The sequence below is a fragment of the Glutamicibacter sp. BW78 genome, from assembly GCF_002332245.1.
GTDB classification, from domain to species: Bacteria; Actinomycetota; Actinomycetes; order Actinomycetales; family Micrococcaceae; genus Arthrobacter_H; species Arthrobacter_H rhombi_A.
In genome coordinates this window covers 59,156-76,317 of sequence record NZ_NRGU01000031.1, presented here as the reverse complement: position 1 = coordinate 76,317, position 17,162 = coordinate 59,156, and the positions used below count along the sequence as shown (strand labels likewise).

The window sequence follows — 17,162 nt, the reverse complement described above, 5'->3', positions numbered from 1 at the left end:
CGGTGTTGATCACAAAAAACGGTGCCCACCCGAAGGTGGACACCGTTTCGACGATTGCCGCTGGATCCGGCGGAAGGGCGGACTAGTGGATGGATGCCAGCCCGGTGCGGGCCATGGCGTCGGCGTAAGCGGCCTGCATTTGATCCAGGTGGCCCTGCTGACGTTCGGCGGAACCGGCGAAGGCGCGGCCGTCGAGGGACTTGACCTTATAGGTCTTGAAACCACGGCGCCACAGCAACGGGTTCTGCGTTTTGGCCAGCTGATCGGCCAGGCGGTGTGCCTCGGTGCCGTGAGCGACCAGAACGGAGGCACGCGGAACCTGCTTGAGCATGCGCAGCAGCGGCTTCAGGCCCGAGGTGATCTGGGCCGGCTCAAAGCGGCCATTGGCTTCACCGGGGGTATGCCAGGGGGAGACGTTCCACGGCATGACGTATTCCGGACGCAGGCCCAGCTGCCACTGCAGGGCGATCATGCGCTCTGCGGCGTCGGAGTCGCCCGGGGTGATGAAGCCACTGTCATCGGCGGTGCCGATATTGGAGAACAGGGAGATGATCTTGACCTGGTCGACGTCGTGCTGGGGGTCGACATAGCTGACCGAGGAGCCCGGGCGCAGCAAGGCGGTCTCGTCAAGAAGTCGGTTGACGGGGGCGATCTGCTCCTCGTAACGGCGGCTAAACAGCGTGTCGGTCGATAATTCCGGGGCAGATGCGGTCATGAAGGGGTGCTTCTCCTGGGGTTGCTGCTGGTTGCGGATAGCTGGTCCGCCGGTGATGTCCGGCGCACGGGAGGACATGCCCCCTGGGGCGCCGAGGTGAACGGAAAACGCTGCGGAAAATGCCGTTGCGTGCTTCCCACACTACTCCTTCTGTTCTGTGGACACGCCGAGAGGGTCCCTCGGTCGTCGGTGATCCTCGGCACGGAGCTCCTATCCCGACGGATGCTCAGCCCGGATGACGCTTGATAGTGTGTGGTGCGGTACACAACGAGGCGAGGGAGCGACCATTCATGGGAGCAGTATTCGACCGGCTGGATGAACAGTTGAAACCCGGGGTCGAAGCAGTGACGCTCGACTATGAGCGCCTTCGCCCCCACCTGGAGAAGGTGACCGCCGACGTCACCGCACGGATCCGTGAGATTTTCGAAGGCGTCGATGTGCAGCCGCTCTTCGTCACCGGACGCACCAAATCGGTGGACTCCTTCCGAGATAAGGCCTCGCGGATGATCGAACCCAACGAACCAGGAGGGGACCGCCAACTCGAATTCCCGCACCCGCTGCGGGATCTGCATGACCTCGTGGGCGTGCGGGTCATCGTGAGTCTGCCCCATGAAGTCCGTGAGGCCGCCAACCTGATCAAACGTCGACGCAACGAATTCGATTGCCGTGCCGACCGGGAGAAGGACATTGGCTCGGTGGAGTCCGGAACCTACGGCTATTCCAGCCGGCACCTGATCCTGCGCACCCGGCAGAATGACGTCGTCAGGGACTACCAGGGCGAACTGGCGGAAAACGTCAGGGTCACCGGTAACTATATTTTTGAAACCCAGATCCGGACGATCCTGGCTCATGCCTGGAGCGAGATCGAGCATGACATCAGGTTCAAGAAAGTCGATCCGCGCGCCTGGAGCCCGTATCTGGACCGGCAGTTCACCGCGACCGCCGCGATGCTCGAGGCCGTCGAGTCGACGTTCGAGGAACTACATGACCGCTACCTGGCGGTGACTGGCTACTGGGACAGCGAGGGCGAAGGGGGTGTGGAACTGGATCCTGCGCGTATTCGCGAGGTCTGGCAGACATTGCTTCCGCATGTGGACCGCAAGGCAGACGATGACTGGGGGTGGGCCGCCGAACTCCTGGCCGCCCACGACCTGACCACGACCATCGAATTGGCCGGGCTCCTCGACGCCACGGCGATCACCGAAGTGCGCAAGGCCCTGGATCACCGGTATTCACCAGGACCTGACCGTCTTTTGGACGATGTGCTGCTGTGGCGCTTCGGGGCCAGCCATATCGAGCTGACCGCCGGGAAGGATCGGCAGCGCCAAGAGAGCCTACGACGCCGGCTGGCCCAAATGGATTCCTATCAGGCAGAAAAAACCCCGGGACGAGCGAGCGAAGAGCCCTAGGGGCGACGCCCGCCGATCCCGGGGGAGGGACGGGCCGACTAGATGGTGGTCGTGGCCGTCTGGTAGTCGAAACGGGGAAGGCGTGGACGCCAGGCGTTTTCGCCGGGCTTGCCGATGTTGACGACCATGAACGTCTTCTGCGTGGTTCCGGCATGGAAATCCTCGTCCACCCCGGCGGCGTCGAAACCGCCCATGGGTCCGGCATGCAGGCCCACGGCGCGCACGGCCATGATGAAGTACCCCGCCTGCAGGTGGGCGTTGGAGTTGCCCACGTGGGAGCGGGCGGCAGCCTGGTCCTCGCCGTCGAAGGCTGCCTTGCGATCGGCGGCGTGGGGCAGGAACGTCGCGAAGTGCTCATGCCATTCGGTATCGAAACTCAGGACGGCGACCAGCGGCGCCGAGAGCGTCTTGGCGCGGTTCCCCTCGGCCATGCGGTCGACCAGGCGTTCACGGGCGGCTTCGGAGCGGACCCAGGTGATGCGCATCGGCTGGTTGTTCATCATGGTGGGCCCCATTTTCATGAGGTCGTAGATGGCCTGGGCCGTCTCCTCGCTGACCGGCTCATCGGTGAACGTATTGGCTGTGCGCGCTTCACGGAAGAGGACGTCGGCGGTCGCTGGATCAATGGCCAGTTCCTGCTCGAAATCGGAGATCGTGGTGGTCATGGAGTCCTTCCGGGAGGCAGTGGTCCAAGCGAGCGATCCGCCCGGCACTGACGGTGTGCTGGTACACCCTCCCCAACCAGTCGCTGTCGAGGCATATTTCCGCATCCCGGTGTGGGCTTAGTCACCCGCAGGTTCATCGGCGGTCGGGAAGCCCAGTCGCAGACCGGCGTCACCGGCTGCCACGGCCACCGTGATGCCCTCCAAGGTCTCCACGATCTTCGAAGCAGCCAAGGATCCCGCGTCGTATGTTCCGGTAATGCCCAAGGTCCACGCCCCGGCGGCACGGCCGGCCTCGACCCCTGCAGGGGCATCCTCGAAGACCACGGTCCGTTGCGGGTCCACGCCCAGGCTGGCCGCCGCGGCGAGGTACCCCTCCGGGTCGGGCTTTCCGTGGGCCACGGAGTCTGCGGAGATCAGAACCGTGGGGGCTTCGATCCCCGCCACCGCCAACCGCACGGCAGCCAGTTCCGCCGTGCACGAGGTGACGATGGCCCAGCGGGAAGACGGCAGCGCCGCCAGCAGTTCGGCGACACCGTCCTTGATGGTGATGCCTTCCTTCTGCTCGACTTCCAGGGCTTCGATCAACGCCAATGCTTCGCTGCGGCGGGCCGGTTCGATCCGTTGAGCCACCACATCGCGGGCTGGCACCCCGTGCGGGTGCTGGCCGTGGTCGCCCAACCCCATCCTGTGGGACCACTCCTGCCAGCAGCTTTCGGTGGCCCGGGTCGAATCGATGAGGGTCCCATCGAGGTCGAAGAGCAGTGCCTCGACGTCGAGGTCATCGCCGATGGCGTCGTGGTGGGCTGCCGGGGAGTCGCTGGTCGTCATGTTCCCAGCCTATCGGCGGTATCGGCGCTCCGGGGTCGCATAAAAAATCGTTGCCCGTTCTCGGGCGGGAAGCGACGGGGCAAGCTAGCATGAATGAATGTCAGAGAATCCAGCAGCAGTTCCCTTGCAGAAGCTCGCCAACGGTGCCGAGATCCCCATGATCGGATTGGGTACCTGGACGATGGACGATACGGAGGCCGGTGCTGCCGTCCGTAACGCCATAGACGTCGGGTATCGGCTCTTCGACACCGCAGAGAATTATGGCAATGAGGTCGGGATCGGTGAAGGAATCGCCCGTTCCCCGCTGGCCCGCAATGAGGTGTTTTTGACGTCAAAGTTCAATGCCGAATGGCATTCCTTCGACGGCGTACGCCAGGCGTGGCGGCATTCGATCGAACAGCTGGGCGTGGACTACATCGACCTGCTGCTCATCCACTGGCCGAACCCGGAGCGGGGCACCTATGTGGACGCCTATAAGGGCTTGGCCAAGCTTCTGGCCAAGGGCAAAGTCAGGGCGATTGGCACCTCGAACTTCACCCAGTCCCAGCTGACCGAGCTCATGGATGCCACCGGTGTGGTGCCGGACGTGAACCAGATCCAGCATTCCCCGCTGTGGATGCGCGCAGACGATATTGCCTTCCACCAACGCCATGGCATCCACACTCAGGCCTGGGCCCCGCTGGCCCGCGGCGGTGTCTTGGAGGCAGCGCCCGTCGTGGAAGCGGCGACCGCCCACCAGAAGACCCCTGCCCAGGTGGTCCTGCGTTGGAACCTGCAACACGGTGCCTCACCCATCCCGAAGTCGGAAGATCCCGGGCGCATGGCCAGCAACCTCGATGTGTTCGGTTTTGAACTCGACGCCGCACAAATGTCAGCCATCGATGCCCTCGATGGGACCGGGGACGCCCCGGTCGATCCGATGGTCTTCGGTCACTGATCACCCTTTTGAACCCAGGAGCTACGTATGAAGATCATCGTGATCGGCGGCCACGGAAAGGTCGGCCTGTTGTTGACCCGCGAACTGGCCAACCGGGGTGACGAGGTCACCTCGGTGATCCGCAATCCAGCCCACGCCGACGAGGTCCGCGCCGCCGGCGGCACTGACGTGGTGCTGGATATCGAGCGCGCCCAGGCTCCCGAACTGGAGCCGGTCCTGGCAGGTTTCGACGCCGTGGTCTTCAGCGCTGGGGCCGGTGGCGGTGACGCCGACCGGACGTACGCCGTCGACCGCGATGCGGCCATCCGGATCATGAATGCTTCCATGGCCGCAGGGGTCCAACGGTTCATCATGGTCTCTTTTGCCACGGCTGATACTCAGTATCTGAAACCCCTCGATGACCCGTTCTACCCCTACCAAGCGGCCAAGATCGCCGCCGATGAGCATCTCCGCGAATCGGCACTGGATTGGACCATTCTGGGCCCGGGGGCTCTCACACTGGAGCCGGCCACCGGGAAAGTAACCCCGCTGGAGCATCCGATCTCCGGGGATACCTCGACCTCACGGGCCAACGTCGCGTTGGCTATTGCCGAGTCGTTGGTGCAACCACGCACCATCGGAGCGACGCTGAAGTTCTGCGACGGCGAGAAGCCCGTCGGCCCATGGTTCGCCACGCTGGGCGTCTGAGCGTTCCGGGTGGCTAGCGCGCCGAGGCGCGCATGGCGCGCGGTGCCACCAGCAGCGAGAGCAACAACATCAACGCCACGAGGTAGAGGGCGTTCAGGATTCCGAAGTGTTCGCCCAGCAGTCCCAGGACCGGCGGGCCGACGAGGAACGCCATATAGCCGAAGATCGAAATGATGCTGACTCTGCGGGCCGAATGGGTGGGGTGGTCTGCCGCAGCGGAGACTCCGATCGGGAAGCCCAATGATCCCCCCAGACCCCAGAGTGCGGCGGCACCGAAGGCCGTCCAATGTGTGTTGGTCAGGATGAAGACCAGGAGCCCAAGGAAACCCAAAGCCCCCATGATCGTGAGCGTATGGCGTCGACCCAACCTGTCGATCAGTGGTCCGCCGGCAGCACGCCCCACGGTCATTGCCGCGACGAAAGTCCCATAGACCAGGGCTCCGCCGGCATTATTGAAACCGTGCCCATCGACAGCTGCCAGGGGTAACCAGTCGTTGGCGGATCCTTCCACGAAGGCCATCCCAATGACCATGAGACCCAAGAAAAACAATTGCGGCTCCGCGGCCATCTTCAGGGTTTCCCGAAGGCGTGCACCGAAGCGGGGGTGGCGTCCGAAATCGGCGGCCGCCGCTGGAGCGGCTGGGCCTGCACTGGATACCTTGGCGCCGGGGCCAGGGATATGAAGCACACTCCAGCTGCCGGCCGCCGCAATCGCCAGGCCGACCACCGTGAAGTGGATGCCCACCGGGAGTGAGTTCATGGCTGCCACGGCGCCGAGGGCTGCGCCGATGATGGTCCCCAGGCTAAAGAAGGCGTGCATCATCGGCAGCAGGGTGCGCCCATTGGCCTTTTCTACGTCTGCCCCTTCGACGTTCATGACGACATCGGTGATGCTGTAGAAGAAGCCGAAGAGCACCAAAACCCCTGCTGAGGCGAGGAAGGAACCCCATACTCCGGCGGCCAGGCCCAGTAACACGGTGGCCCCGGCCATGGCCAGAAGTGAATAGCGCAGCCCGTTCCGGGTTCCCATCCTGGCCATATAGTTCGGGGCGGTCGCGAGTCCGGCAATGGACCCGAAGGCCAGCCCGAAAAGCATCAGCCCGATGGTTGCCGTGCTCAGGTGCATGCCGTCCCGCACCGCGGGAATCCGGGAAACCCAGGAAGCAAAACCCAGACCCGAGAGAGCAAAAACAGCGAAAACAGCGTTGCGCCACGCACGGAGGCTTCCGCGAACCATGATCGGCTGCGACGTGGGCACCTGGATGCTTCTTCCTGTTCCTGAGGGGATACGGGTGGTGTTGCGGCTCCGTGAGGGCCGCGAATCGCCCGAAGAGATGTAGGGCGTTGCTGGCAAAACGGGCAGGATTGCTACCACTGGGTACAGTCTAATCGCTTTTGTGCCGCGGGTGGACTATATAGGGTTCGTGCCTCGGGCGACTCAGGAATCTGGCGGATATCCGTCCTGAGGCCTGCTGTTCATGGATGGTGCCCCCGGCGCGATTCGAACGCGCGACCGACAGATTAGAAGGCTGTTGCTCTATCCACTGAGCTACGGGGGCCGGTGCCCCGCAGGGCAACAGGAATCATTCTAGCGATCCGTTGCTGCAGCGCCACATTCGAGCCCACATCCCCCTCACAACCGGCGGTAACATCGGGTTGGTCGCCAAGAGTCCACAGACCGGACCACGGTGGCATGGCTTCCTTGGACTCCCGGCCAGTCTGGGGAAGCGGGACTGCCTGTTCCGGTTGGAGATCAGCACTGGAGGACACCATGAAAGACGTGAACAACTTCATTACCGTGGTCGGCAATGTCGGTACCGACCCGGTGGTGCGCACGCATGCGAATGATTTTCGGGTCACCCACTTCCGGCTGGGTGCCGATATCCGGGGCAGGAACCAACAGAGCGGGGAATGGGAGACCAAAAGCACCAACTGGTACACCATCAAGGTGTTCCACCAATTGGGTCTTAATGCCCACGCGTCGCTGCGTAAGGGACAACGGGTTTTCGTGGCCGGCTACGCCAAGGTGGACCAATACACCCGGGAGGACGGCAGTACGGGTACCGGGATTGACGTTGAAGCAGAGGTCATTGGTCACGACCTCAAATTCGGGACCACCGAGTTTTCCCGTCTGCCGCAGCTGGCCGCAGCCCGTACCGCAGACCGGTCCGTGGAATCGGACCCGCCGGTGGTGGAGGGTGAGGAAGCCGGTGGCCCGGTCGAATCGGCAGATCCTGCCGCCGGAAGATTCGGTACCGATCCGGTGTCCGGGTGGGACGAGCCGTCAGGTTCGGAAACCGAGCCCCTGGCCGGCTGATCTCTCCACGGGTGCCCTGCTCGTCGATAAGTATATGGAGACCGGTAGCTCACTCACCGCTTCCGACGTCCCAACAGTCTGTGGGCCTACCTCTAAATAGGGAATTGGCGGCGGGAACGACTAGCCTAGTGGGCATGGCAGAATTCATTTACACCATGACCAAGGCCCGCAAGGCCGTTGGCGACAAGGTGATCCTCGACGACGTCAGCATGTCGTTCTACCCCGGCGCGAAGATCGGTGTTGTTGGCCCGAACGGTGCTGGTAAATCGACAATCCTCAAGATTATGGCCGGCCTCGACCAGCCTTCAAACGGTGAGGCGCGCCTCAGCCCCGGATACTCGGTGGGCATTCTGCTCCAGGAGCCACCGTTGAACGAAGAGAAGACCGTCTTGGGCAACGTCCAGGAAGGTGTCGGTGAAATCTACGACAAGATCTCGCGTTTCAACGAGATCTCAGAGGAGATGGCTTCACCGGATGCCGACTTCGACGCACTGCTCGAGGAAATGGGCAAGCTGCAGGAGGCCATCGACGCCGCCGACGCCTGGGATATCGATTCCCAGCTCGAGCAGGCCATGGATGCACTGCGCTGCCCTCCGGGCGATACCGAAGTTTCCATTCTCTCCGGTGGTGAGCGCCGCCGCGTCGCCCTGTGCAAACTCCTATTGCAGAAGCCCGACCTGTTGCTTCTTGACGAACCGACGAACCACCTCGACGCCGAATCGGTACTCTGGCTTGAGCAGCACTTGCAGGCCTACCCGGGCGCCGTCCTGGCCGTGACCCACGACCGGTACTTCCTGGACCATGTGGCCCAGTGGATCGCCGAAGTCGACCGCGGCCAGCTCCACCCCTACGAAGGCAACTACTCGACGTACCTGGAGAAGAAGCAGGCGCGGCTGGCGGTACAGGGCAAGAAGGACCAGAAGCTTTCCAAGCGTCTGAGCGATGAACTCGAATGGGTTCGTTCCAACGCCAAGGGCCGCCAGACCAAGTCCAAGGCACGTTTGAACCGTTACGAGGAGATGGCTGCGGAGGCCGAGCGCACCCGCAAGCTGGATTTCGAGGAAATCCAGATCCCACCGGGCCCACGGCTGGGTTCGCTGGTCATCGAAGCGGACAAGATCAAGAAGGGCTTCGGGGACCGTGTGCTCATCGAAGATCTTTCCTTCACCTTGCCGCGTAACGGCATCGTCGGCGTCATCGGCCCCAACGGCGTCGGTAAATCGACCCTGTTCAAGACGATCGTGGGCATGGAGGAGATCGACGACGGGGTGCTGAAGGTTGGCGACTCCGTCAAAATCTCCTATGTTGACCAGAACCGCGGCGGGATCGATCCGGAGAAGAACCTCTGGGAAGTCGTTTCCGAGGGTAATGACTACATCCAGGTCGGCAACGTCGAAATGCCCTCACGGGCCTACGTCTCGGCCTTCGGTTTCAAGGGCCCGGACCAGCAGAAGAAGGCGGGTGTGCTCTCCGGTGGTGAGCGCAACCGGTTGAACCTGGCGCTGACGCTGAAGCAGGGCGGGAACCTGCTCCTTCTTGACGAGCCGACCAACGACCTCGATGTCGAAACGCTCTCGAGCTTGGAGAACGCCCTCCTGGAATTCCCCGGTTGCGCCGTGGTCGTCTCCCACGACCGGTGGTTCCTTGACCGGGTGGCCACCCACATCCTGTCCTATGAAGGCACGGAAGACGATCCCGCCAAATGGTACTGGTTCGAGGGCAACTTCGAAGCCTACGAAGAGAATAAGATCGAGCGGCTCGGCCCGGATGCGGCCAAGCCCCACCGTGTCACCCACCGCCGCCTGACGCGCGGCTAGGGTTTACGGATCCAAAAACGGTGCCCCCACCGGATGTTCGCATCCAGTGGGGGCACCGTTTCGTGCGGGGTGGGGAGCCTCAGCGCTTCTGTTCGTGCTTGATGGCCGCACGCATCAGCCGCGCCTGGACACCACCGATGAGTTTGGACTTGGTATCGGTGGGGACCCTGACCATGCCTTCCTGCGCGACGGTGGCAACCAGGACGCCGTCTCGGGTGAAGAATCGTCCCTGGCCCAAACCACGGGCACCGGAAGAACTGGGGCTCTCCTGGACGTAGAGCAGCCAATCGTCGACACGGACATCGCGGTGCCACCACATGGCATGGTCCAAGCTGGCCACGCTCATGCCCGGAGTGATCCACGGCAAACCATGGCGGCGCAGTACCGACTCCAATAACGTGTAGTCGCTGCCGAAAGCCAGCGCAGCCCGGTGAAGTGACTGGTCGTCGGGGAGCGCTTCATAGGACTTCATCCAGATGGCGTTCGACGCCTTCCGGGCGTCACCGGTCGGAGCTTCGAAGTACAACGGCTTGTCAATGTAGCGGATGTCGAAGGGACGCTTATACGCCCATTCCCTGGCCACCGGATGATTGATCTTACCGATGACCTCGGCGGTGGTCGGCAAGGACTCCGGTTCCGGAATGCCCTGGGGCATCTGCACCTGATGTTCGAGTCCCTCCGCGGGCTCCTGGAAGGAAGCGATCATCGACAGGATGGGCTTGCCGTTCTGGTACGCATGGACCCGCCGGGCGGAAAAGGACCGGCCGTCGCGCAGCCGCTCCACACCGAAGGTAATGGGAACCTTCACATCACCTGGACGCAAGAAGTATCCGTGCATGGAGTGGATGGGGCGTTCACCCTCGACGGTGCGCGAGGCAGCGATGACCGACTGGCCCAAGACCTGCCCGCCAAAAACTCGGCCCCGGCTCTGTGCGGGCGTGTGGCCGACGAAGATGTCCTCGTCCGTGCGGGTTTGACCGTCTCCTTCGAGAGCCAACACCCTGACCAGGGATTCGGGCACTTCATGTTCGGGCACTATTACTCCTTGGTAGGGATTGTCCTGCGCTTGAGACTATCCGTGGGCCACCTCGCCGATCAACCGGGAAGAACCGGAAAATAGCGTGCCGACTCCGGGGGTGACAGCATGGGATCATGCTTCACGATACGCTGCCCCTCGCCGATGCCGACACGATGACCGATCTACGCACGTTCCTGGCCCGGGCCCGGACCGTCGAAGACGGACAGGTCAGGCTCCAAGCGGTCAGGACGGCGCTGGCGGTATATGTTCCGGTGCTGGCCCAAGAAGCCATTGCCGCGGTGACTCCCACGGTGCTCGGGCTGCGCGTGGCCCAATTGGCCACCCCGGAAGCAGACGGCTTCGAAGCCGTCTATGAGCTCGGTGCCCTGACCGACCGGCTGGCCCGGGTGGAGGAGTCCGAGACGATCCTGGCCCTGCCACCAGCAGAATCCAGGGCAGCATGGGCCGGTATCACCCCACCCTTAACGGGGTGGGAGGAACGGGGAGCCTACGACGACGACGAGCTACGCCGGCAGGCCGAAGCCGGGATGCGCTCGGTGGCCGAGGCGGTACCGACCAGCGTGGGCCGCCCGGTCCTCGATACGGTGCGCGGGAGGATCTGGTCGGCACCGGTCACCGGCACCGGCCCCGCGGAGATCGAACTGCCCCTGGGGGCTGCTTTCGCCGCCCATACCTTGGGCTTCCTGCGCCCCGGGGGCAGCAGCCGACTCTTCGGGCAAGGTCGCTGGCTGCGCCTGTCCTCCTCCGGGGGCCACACCCTCATCCGCCATGCAGCCCAGCTGCTGTAGGCTACCCGATCAAGCCCTCACCTGCCGGTGATTCCGGGTGCCACCCCAGGCTGACAGACCCATCGCCCCGAGAGCGATGGCCACCACCGCGAGGGCGAGCCCACCATAGATGGGCCAGTCGACGGCGGGCGCCCATCCACCGAGCAGGCCGTAGCCGACGCCGAAGAGCGCTGGAAGAACACAGAGGGTACCTATCACGAGGGCTGCCACGGTCAGGAAAACGGCTTCGAGCAAAACCATGAGCCTCAATTGGGTCCGTGTGGCTCCGAGCTGCTTCAAGAGGACGAACTCGTCCCTTCTGGCACCGGTGAGCATCACCAGAGTATTGGCGGCGGCCAACGCCACGAACAGCACCAAAACCAGCAGCAGGACGTTGGAGAGTTGTTGTTCCTGCGCGGAGGAGGACACGGTGTGAGCTGCGTAGTCGGGGACGCTGCTGGCCGTGAGTCCGGTGCCCCCAATCGCCGTGCCGACCGACCCTGCACCGGTTCCGGTGGTGTTCACCAGCAATGAGTCAGCCCGGGCAGGTCTGCTCGCCTCGGGCAGGTTCTGTTCGTTGATGATGAAGTTTCCGAGACCCAAACCCTTGGAATATATCGCGGCGATGGTGAACGTCTGCTCGGCTCCATCGCTGAAACGCAGTTCGACGGGATCCCCGATGCCTTTTCCGGTACCCAGCGTGGCCTCGCTGCTGACCGCAATGGTGTCCGGGGCACCCAGATCCTCCAAGGAACCCTGAGTCAGCCCCGGGTGCAGGAACCGTTCGGCGTGGGCTCCGACGGTCCGCAGCGATCCGGGCTCCCACAACAGATCGTTGAAGAAGGCCAGGTCCTCGTCGTCGTCCTCGATTTTCGAGGTCACCGGAAGAGTCGAGCTGGCCATGACGGACTCCACCGAGGGCGCGTGCCCCACAGTGGCGGCGTTGGCAGCCGTGACGCCTGTGGGCGTGGAAATAATCAGATTCACGCTCAGCCCCTCGCGTAGCTGCTGACCGGCGGCGCCGACCGTTCCCAGGTTCACCCCCGACTGCACGGTCCCCAAGGCCAGAAAGAGGGCCAGCGGAATGATCGCTGCCGTGAGTCGACGCGAGAACCCCCGGGTATTGGCTGCAGCCAGGACCGCGGGACCAGCTGGCCCGGACCGGGAAGCCTTGACCGCTTTTCGGGCCACCCACCCCACGAGCACCGGCCCTCCCACGGCGGCGGCAGCAATGAAGAGGAACGCCGAGGAGGCACCGGTGGCGCTGCCGATCGTTCCCGGAACGAGGACGGGGGTGAAGGCCACCACGAAGCCCAGTCCCAGTAGCGAGAGCGCCGAAATACGGCGCACGGGGGAGAGCATCGAGGCTTCCGAGGCACTTGCGGTGACGGCCTCCACGGGAGCGATCCGGCTCACCTTGCGCGCGCTCAAACGTGCGGCCAGCAGGCTCGAGGGCAGCAGGACCAGCACAGCGCCCACCGCCGGCCAGGCGGTGATGCTCAACTCGAAGTCAGTGGGAATGATCCCATTTTCACGCAAGAGCGGCAGGAGCAACCGGGAGGCGAAGAGCCCGGGGATGGCGCCGAGCGGGGCGGCCAGGGAAAACACGGCAAAGACTTCGGCGGCGATCATCGAACGAATCTGCCCGGGGGTGGCTCCGATGGCGCGAAGCAGGGCGAATTGCCGTTGGCGCTGACGCAGTGCGGAGGAAAACGTTTGGGTGACCACGATGATGACGAGGATCAAGGCGGTTCCGGCGAAGGAACCGGCGACCGACACCAGCAAGGGCGACGACGGGCCCGCCGCGTCGGAGCTTAAGCCCGAAGCCAGGAGGACGCCAGTGGCAGAGAGCAAGGCCGCCGCCAGGACGACGACGAGGAAACTGCCGATTAAACTCGCACGATAAACGAGTAAGGCCGCGCGAGTATAAGCCCACATGGCCTTAGCCCCCGAGCTTCACGAGACGGTCGGCGATCCGGCTGCTGGTTGGCTCCACCAGTTCTCCGGCCAGCCGACCATCGGCGAGGAATATGACCCGGTCGGCGGCGGCGGCAACCCGTGCGTCGTGGGTGACCAGCACCAGGGTTTGTCCCAAGTGATGTGCCGTGGAGCGCAGGATCTGCAGGACCTGGTCCCCGGTCTGGCGATCCAGAGCGCCGGTGGGTTCGTCGGCGAAGACGACGGTTGGTCGGGTCACCAGCGCCCGAGCGATGGCGACCCGTTGGGCCTGGCCACCGGAAAGTTCACCGGGGAGCTGGTCCTCAAGACCGATGAGTCCGACGGCCGACATGAGCTGGTGCTGCCAGTCGGGGTCGGGGCGCCGGCCATCGAGTTGAAGCGGGAGCTGGATGTTCTCGACGACCGTGAGGTGTCCGATCAGGTTGTACGCCTGGAAGATGAAACCCAGATGGCGTCGGCGGAAACGGGTGGCCGCATCGGGGGAGAGCACGGTGAGTTCGGTTCCACCGATCACTACCCGCCCGCTGGTGGGTGCGTCCAGACCTGCGGCGCAATTGAGCAGGGTGGACTTTCCCGAGCCCGATGGGCCCATGACCGCCGTGAAACTGCCGGCTTCAAGGGACACCGACACGTCGTTCAGGGCGGTGGAGAGGCCGGGGCCGTTCGGGTAGGTCTTGCGCAAACGGATCAAGTCCACGGCGGGTGAAGTGATCTGTGGGTTCGGCGCTGCTAACGGGGCTGTCGTGCTCATGGGATGGCTCCTCAATCCTGGTCTGTGGTGGTACGTCTTCGAGCCTAGAAGTGCGCCAGGTCGGGATCGAGCCGCCCGGGGAGGCAGTTGAGGACTTGCATCCTTTGATGCAATGCCCTCCCGTGAATCCTCCCGCCGGGCGCCGAATCAGTTCGCGCCTGAGCCCCTATCCGGTGCCAGCCAGCCGGTGGTCGGGGACTGGATTACACCGTTGGGAGGGACCTCTCCGCGGCCATCCCGGGCGGCTAGAAGAACGTCTTGCTCCGGACCTAGCGTCGACAGGGCAGTGCAACAGCGACCGAACCCTTGGAAGGGGCCACGATGACCACCACCGAATTACTGCCGGATCATGCCACGGGATCCATGAGGAATCTGATCCGAAGACGCCCGCTGATGACCTTCTTCGTGTTGACCAACGTCTTGAGTTGGTTGGGCTGGCTGCCCTATATCCTGTCGATGAACGGATTGGGGATCTGGGCCTATAGCTTCCCCGAGTTTCTGGGTACCTCGCAGTTCGCCGGCGTCATTCCGGGGGCCTTCCTGGGGCCCATCGGTTCGGCACTGTTGGTTACCGCAGTGGCGGACGGCCGTTCCGGGCTCCGTAGCTGGGCCGGGCGCCTATGGCGTTGGCGTGTTTCCTGGCAGTGGTATGCCATCACACTCCTCGGGGTTCCCGCGGCGATGCTCCTGACCGGTTTCGCGTTCTCCGGCGGGAAGATCAGTGTTCCCTCGCTAACAGCCATCGCTCTCTACGTGCCGTTGCTGCTGCTGCAGATGCTCACCACGGGCCTGGCCGAGGAACCCGGGTGGCGTGACTTCGCCCTGCCCAGGCTCCAACAACGCTTCGGAGCCCTGGGGGCGGCCATGATCCTGGGCCCGCTCTGGGCCCTCTGGCATCTGCCACTGTTCCTCACCGAATGGGGCGGCTGGCCCGAGGCAAACTGGATCCGTCCCGTGGCCTTCATTTTATTCTGCATTGCGTTCAACGTGGTGATGTCCTGGGTCTTCAACCGCACCGGGCAGAGCCTTCCGCTCTCGATGCTCATGCACGTCAGCGTCAACACCTTCGCCTCCATCATCTGGACCGAGACCTTCCCGGCGATCACCGGTGACCTGGTCCTGCCGGCCACTGCCACCGGTGCCATCGTTGCTGCGGTGCTGGTCATCGTCACGACGCGCGGGCAGTTGGGGTATGTGCCAGGTGGTGGGCAGGAGGACGTCCTCGACGGGGCAGTCTAGCTGCCGGAGCCGTCGGGGACTTCGACGATGCGATTCTGGTAGGCCCACACCACCGCCTGGAGGCGAGACCTGACCCCGAGCTTGGGCAACATTCGGGCCAGATGCGATTTGATCGTGGAGACTTCCACCACCAGATCGGCGGCGATCTCCTCGTTGGGTTTGCCTTGGGCCAGCAGGAGCAGGATCTCATGTTCACGCGGGGTCAGGAGGTCCTCCACCCGCCGCCCGGACACCGGCTGCAAGTTGCGGCGCTGAACGAACTCGCGCAGAACCCGCCGGGTGAGGCTCTGGTCGATCGTGGCCTCCCCGGCGGCTACCCGGCGGACCGCCTGGGCAATGACCTGCGGTTCGGCGTCCTTGAGCAGGAACCCCGAGGCGCCGGCCTCCAGGGCCCCGAAAACATAGTCATCGAGGTCGAAGGTGGTCAGGACCAGAACAGGGGTCGGCGTCTCGACGCCGGGGCCGCACAGTTCGCGGGTGACGGTGATCCCATCGATCCCGGGCATGCGGATATCCAGGCAGGCGACATCGGGCTTTAGCTCTCGGGCACGCGCCAACGCTTCAACCCCGTCGGAGGCGACGGCCACGACATCGATATCGGGTTCCATGTTCAACAGAGCTGAGAGTCCGGCACGTACGAGGGGTTGGTCATCGGCGAGCAGCACGCGGATCATGGCATCTCCTGAGGGGTTTCGTCTGCGTCAATGGGGTGCCTGGCGACCTCGCGGGGCACCACCAGACGTACCGACCAACCGCCCTCGGCGTTCGGCCCATGGTCGAGGGCCGCACCGATCAGTTCGGCCCGTTCACGCAGTCCGAGCAAGCCAAAACCCCCGCCGACACCAGCACCAGCGGCGGCACCCTCCCCGACCTGGCCTGCGGCGGCGTGCCCATGGTGAACGACGGCGATGAGCTGGGAGGGATCACTGTCATCGACATCCACCACACAGCGGGCCCCGGGGGAATGGGCAGCGGCATTGCTCAGGGACTCCTGGACCATCCGATACACCACCAGTTGCGCCAAGGGGCCGATTCCGGCGGCTAGCTCCCGATCTGGCCGGGCCGCCGACTGGAGGAGATCCACGTCCATCCCGGTACGTCGGCGTTCTTCAACCAGCCCGGGAATCCCGGCTATGGTTTCCACCGAGCGGGTGCCCTCGGGGTGTTCGCGCAGCAGCCCGACGATCCTGCGCAGATCCTCCAGCACCGCTGTGCTTTGGGAACGAACCTGTTGGGCCGAGCGTTTGGCTTCCTCGGGATCGGTGTCGATTTGTTGTTGGATTGCTGCGGTCATCAGGGCTATACCCGACATATGGTGTGCGGCAATATCATGGAGTTCCCTGGACATCGCTGTGCGTTCCTTTGAAACGGCGGCCTCGATGCGGGCCTGTTGTTCGCGGGCCAGAGCCTGAATCTCATGGGTCCGTGACAGACGTGCTTCCCGCCGAGCCGAGAGCACCAAGGCGAACAGCAAGGGGGCCCCGACCACCACCAGGGCTTGCCCGACGGCGGAAGTCACGGCAGCGGTGGCAGGGAGGCCGGTGCGGAAGTCATTGAACGCCTGAGCCCCGGCAATGATCAGGACGGCCAGCACCAACAGGGGTGCCACCCGAGGCAGGGGAAGCCGCCCCGCCGACAGGAAGACGGCACAAAAGATGGCAATGGTGCTGAGGCTGAACGCCGGGCCCGGCACGAAAACGGCGAGTACCACCGGCAACAGCACCACGAGGGTCAAGACCGTTCGCGGTGCCGACTTCGCCCACAGGAGCGCCGCGGACTGGCACACCAGCACCACCGCAACGACCCAGAAGTTCTCGCCTCCCGCGGGGAACGTCCCTCCGGGTATACCGGTGTCGGCCTCCTCGAGCAGGGGGAGCAGGAAGAGGACTGTCAGGGCCAGCCCGCCGCTGATCACGGCGATGATCCCCTCGATGGGGGATGGCCGGAAACCGTGCTGCGCCTGCTCGTTCATCTCGTGAAGTTCCTGTCGTGAGCCGGTGTTGGAAAGGGGCGACGTCGTCGTGGATCCCCT

Annotated in this window: 16 protein-coding genes and 1 tRNA gene; 7 read left to right on the top strand and 10 right to left on the bottom strand. The window is 64.1% G+C overall.

Going from position 1 to position 17,162, the window contains the following annotated elements:
* Positions 1–82 precede the first annotated feature (82 nt).
* On the bottom strand, positions 83–715 hold the full coding sequence (locus CIK75_RS07065) for a hypothetical protein (protein WP_086998263.1): 633 nt from the start codon (positions 713–715) through the stop codon (positions 83–85).
* 290 nt (positions 716–1,005) lie between these two features.
* On the opposite strand from CIK75_RS07065, the gene CIK75_RS07060 reads away from it, so the two are divergent.
* Positions 1,006–2,124 carry a RelA/SpoT domain-containing protein gene (locus CIK75_RS07060; protein ID WP_086998143.1) on the top strand — a complete coding sequence of 373 codons (1,119 nt, stop codon included), beginning with the start codon at positions 1,006–1,008 and terminating at the stop codon, positions 2,122–2,124.
* A gap of 38 nt (positions 2,125–2,162) precedes the next feature.
* Here the strand turns inward: CIK75_RS07060 and CIK75_RS07055 are convergent, their stop codons facing one another.
* On the bottom strand, positions 2,163–2,789 hold the full coding sequence (locus CIK75_RS07055; protein ID WP_086998146.1) for a malonic semialdehyde reductase: 627 nt from the start codon (positions 2,787–2,789) through the stop codon (positions 2,163–2,165).
* Positions 2,790–2,906: 117 nt separating this feature from the next.
* Positions 2,907–3,617: an HAD-IA family hydrolase gene (locus CIK75_RS07050; protein ID WP_086998151.1), complete on the bottom strand. Its 711-nt coding sequence runs from the start codon at positions 3,615–3,617 to the stop codon at positions 2,907–2,909.
* 97 nt (positions 3,618–3,714) lie between these two features.
* Here CIK75_RS07050 and CIK75_RS07045 point away from each other — a divergent pair, with 97 nt between their 5' ends.
* Together CIK75_RS07045 and CIK75_RS07040 are read left to right on the top strand one after the other, a co-directional pair.
* The gene (locus CIK75_RS07045; RefSeq protein WP_086998154.1) at positions 3,715–4,554 is read left to right on the top strand and encodes an aldo/keto reductase; all 840 of its coding nucleotides are present in this window, start codon (positions 3,715–3,717) and stop codon (positions 4,552–4,554) included.
* Between the two features lie 27 nt (positions 4,555–4,581).
* The gene (locus CIK75_RS07040; RefSeq protein WP_086998157.1) at positions 4,582–5,241 is read left to right on the top strand and encodes an SDR family oxidoreductase; all 660 of its coding nucleotides are present in this window, start codon (positions 4,582–4,584) and stop codon (positions 5,239–5,241) included.
* A gap of 13 nt (positions 5,242–5,254) precedes the next feature.
* On the opposite strand, the gene CIK75_RS07035 is transcribed toward CIK75_RS07040, so the two are convergent.
* Positions 5,255–6,499 carry an MFS transporter gene (locus tag CIK75_RS07035; RefSeq protein ID WP_086998160.1) on the bottom strand — a complete coding sequence of 415 codons (1,245 nt, stop codon included), beginning with the start codon at positions 6,497–6,499 and terminating at the stop codon, positions 5,255–5,257.
* Between the two features lie 225 nt (positions 6,500–6,724).
* Positions 6,725–6,800 (bottom strand) — tRNA-Arg (locus CIK75_RS07030).
* 212 nt (positions 6,801–7,012) lie between these two features.
* On the opposite strand from CIK75_RS07030, the gene CIK75_RS07025 reads away from it, so the two are divergent.
* Together CIK75_RS07025 and ettA are read left to right on the top strand one after the other, a co-directional pair.
* Positions 7,013–7,558 carry a single-stranded DNA-binding protein gene (locus CIK75_RS07025; protein ID WP_158225915.1) on the top strand — a complete coding sequence of 182 codons (546 nt, stop codon included), beginning with the start codon at positions 7,013–7,015 and terminating at the stop codon, positions 7,556–7,558.
* A gap of 134 nt (positions 7,559–7,692) precedes the next feature.
* On the top strand, positions 7,693–9,375 hold the full coding sequence (gene ettA, locus CIK75_RS07020; RefSeq protein ID WP_086998166.1) for an energy-dependent translational throttle protein EttA: 1,683 nt from the start codon (positions 7,693–7,695) through the stop codon (positions 9,373–9,375).
* Between the two features lie 79 nt (positions 9,376–9,454).
* On the opposite strand, the gene CIK75_RS07015 is transcribed toward ettA, so the two are convergent.
* Positions 9,455–10,384, bottom strand: a complete 930-nt coding sequence (locus tag CIK75_RS07015) for an acyl-CoA thioesterase II (protein ID WP_241895369.1) — start codon at positions 10,382–10,384, stop codon at positions 9,455–9,457.
* Between the two features lie 143 nt (positions 10,385–10,527).
* On the opposite strand from CIK75_RS07015, the gene CIK75_RS07010 reads away from it, so the two are divergent.
* Entirely contained in the window at positions 10,528–11,202 is a 675-nt protein-coding gene (locus CIK75_RS07010) for a hypothetical protein (protein WP_086998171.1), read from the top strand.
* 9 nt (positions 11,203–11,211) lie between these two features.
* Here CIK75_RS07010 and CIK75_RS07005 read toward each other — a convergent pair whose 3' ends face one another.
* Entirely contained in the window at positions 11,212–13,119 is a 1,908-nt protein-coding gene (locus tag CIK75_RS07005) for an ABC transporter permease (protein WP_086998174.1), read from the bottom strand.
* Between the two features lie 4 nt (positions 13,120–13,123).
* Positions 13,124–13,891 (bottom strand): ABC transporter ATP-binding protein, encoded by a 768-nt coding sequence (locus tag CIK75_RS07000; RefSeq protein ID WP_096223445.1) that lies wholly within the window; start codon positions 13,889–13,891, stop codon positions 13,124–13,126.
* Positions 13,892–14,212: 321 nt separating this feature from the next.
* Between CIK75_RS07000 and CIK75_RS06995 the strand changes: the two genes are divergently transcribed.
* Entirely contained in the window at positions 14,213–15,130 is a 918-nt protein-coding gene (locus CIK75_RS06995) for a type II CAAX endopeptidase family protein (RefSeq protein WP_096223444.1), read from the top strand.
* On the opposite strand, the gene CIK75_RS06990 is transcribed toward CIK75_RS06995, so the two are convergent.
* Positions 15,127–15,804, bottom strand: a complete 678-nt coding sequence (locus CIK75_RS06990; protein WP_086998180.1) for a response regulator transcription factor — start codon at positions 15,802–15,804, stop codon at positions 15,127–15,129. The two genes, CIK75_RS06995 and CIK75_RS06990, sit on opposite strands and share 4 nt — an antisense overlap.
* Positions 15,801–17,102: a histidine kinase gene (locus tag CIK75_RS06985; RefSeq protein WP_096223443.1), complete on the bottom strand. Its 1,302-nt coding sequence runs from the start codon at positions 17,100–17,102 to the stop codon at positions 15,801–15,803. The genes CIK75_RS06990 and CIK75_RS06985 overlap by 4 nt, the downstream gene beginning before the upstream one ends.
* Positions 17,103–17,162 lie beyond the last annotated feature (60 nt).

Excerpts from the sequence above, each read along its gene's own strand:
- CIK75_RS06995 (WP_096223444.1), top strand. The coding sequence starts at position 14,213 with ATGACCACCACCGAATTACTGCCGGATCATGCCACGGGATCCATGAGG.
- CIK75_RS07005 (WP_086998174.1), bottom strand. The coding sequence starts at position 13,119 with ATGTGGGCTTATACTCGCGCGGCCTTACTCGTTTATCGTGCGAGTTTA.
- CIK75_RS07060 (WP_086998143.1), top strand. The coding sequence starts at position 1,006 with ATGGGAGCAGTATTCGACCGGCTGGATGAACAGTTGAAACCCGGGGTC.
- CIK75_RS07050 (WP_086998151.1), bottom strand. The coding sequence starts at position 3,617 with ATGACGACCAGCGACTCCCCGGCAGCCCACCACGACGCCATCGGCGAT.
- CIK75_RS06990 (WP_086998180.1), bottom strand. The coding sequence starts at position 15,804 with ATGATCCGCGTGCTGCTCGCCGATGACCAACCCCTCGTACGTGCCGGA.
- CIK75_RS07045 (WP_086998154.1), top strand. The coding sequence starts at position 3,715 with ATGTCAGAGAATCCAGCAGCAGTTCCCTTGCAGAAGCTCGCCAACGGT.
- CIK75_RS07025 (WP_158225915.1), top strand. The coding sequence starts at position 7,013 with ATGAAAGACGTGAACAACTTCATTACCGTGGTCGGCAATGTCGGTACC.
- CIK75_RS06985 (WP_096223443.1), bottom strand. The coding sequence starts at position 17,102 with ATGAACGAGCAGGCGCAGCACGGTTTCCGGCCATCCCCCATCGAGGGG.
- CIK75_RS07040 (WP_086998157.1), top strand. The coding sequence starts at position 4,582 with ATGAAGATCATCGTGATCGGCGGCCACGGAAAGGTCGGCCTGTTGTTG.
- ettA (WP_086998166.1), top strand. The coding sequence starts at position 7,693 with ATGGCAGAATTCATTTACACCATGACCAAGGCCCGCAAGGCCGTTGGC.
- CIK75_RS07055 (WP_086998146.1), bottom strand. The coding sequence starts at position 2,789 with ATGACCACCACGATCTCCGATTTCGAGCAGGAACTGGCCATTGATCCA.
- CIK75_RS07010 (WP_086998171.1), top strand. The coding sequence starts at position 10,528 with ATGCTTCACGATACGCTGCCCCTCGCCGATGCCGACACGATGACCGAT.
- CIK75_RS07065 (WP_086998263.1), bottom strand. The coding sequence starts at position 715 with ATGACCGCATCTGCCCCGGAATTATCGACCGACACGCTGTTTAGCCGC.
- CIK75_RS07000 (WP_096223445.1), bottom strand. The coding sequence starts at position 13,891 with ATGAGCACGACAGCCCCGTTAGCAGCGCCGAACCCACAGATCACTTCA.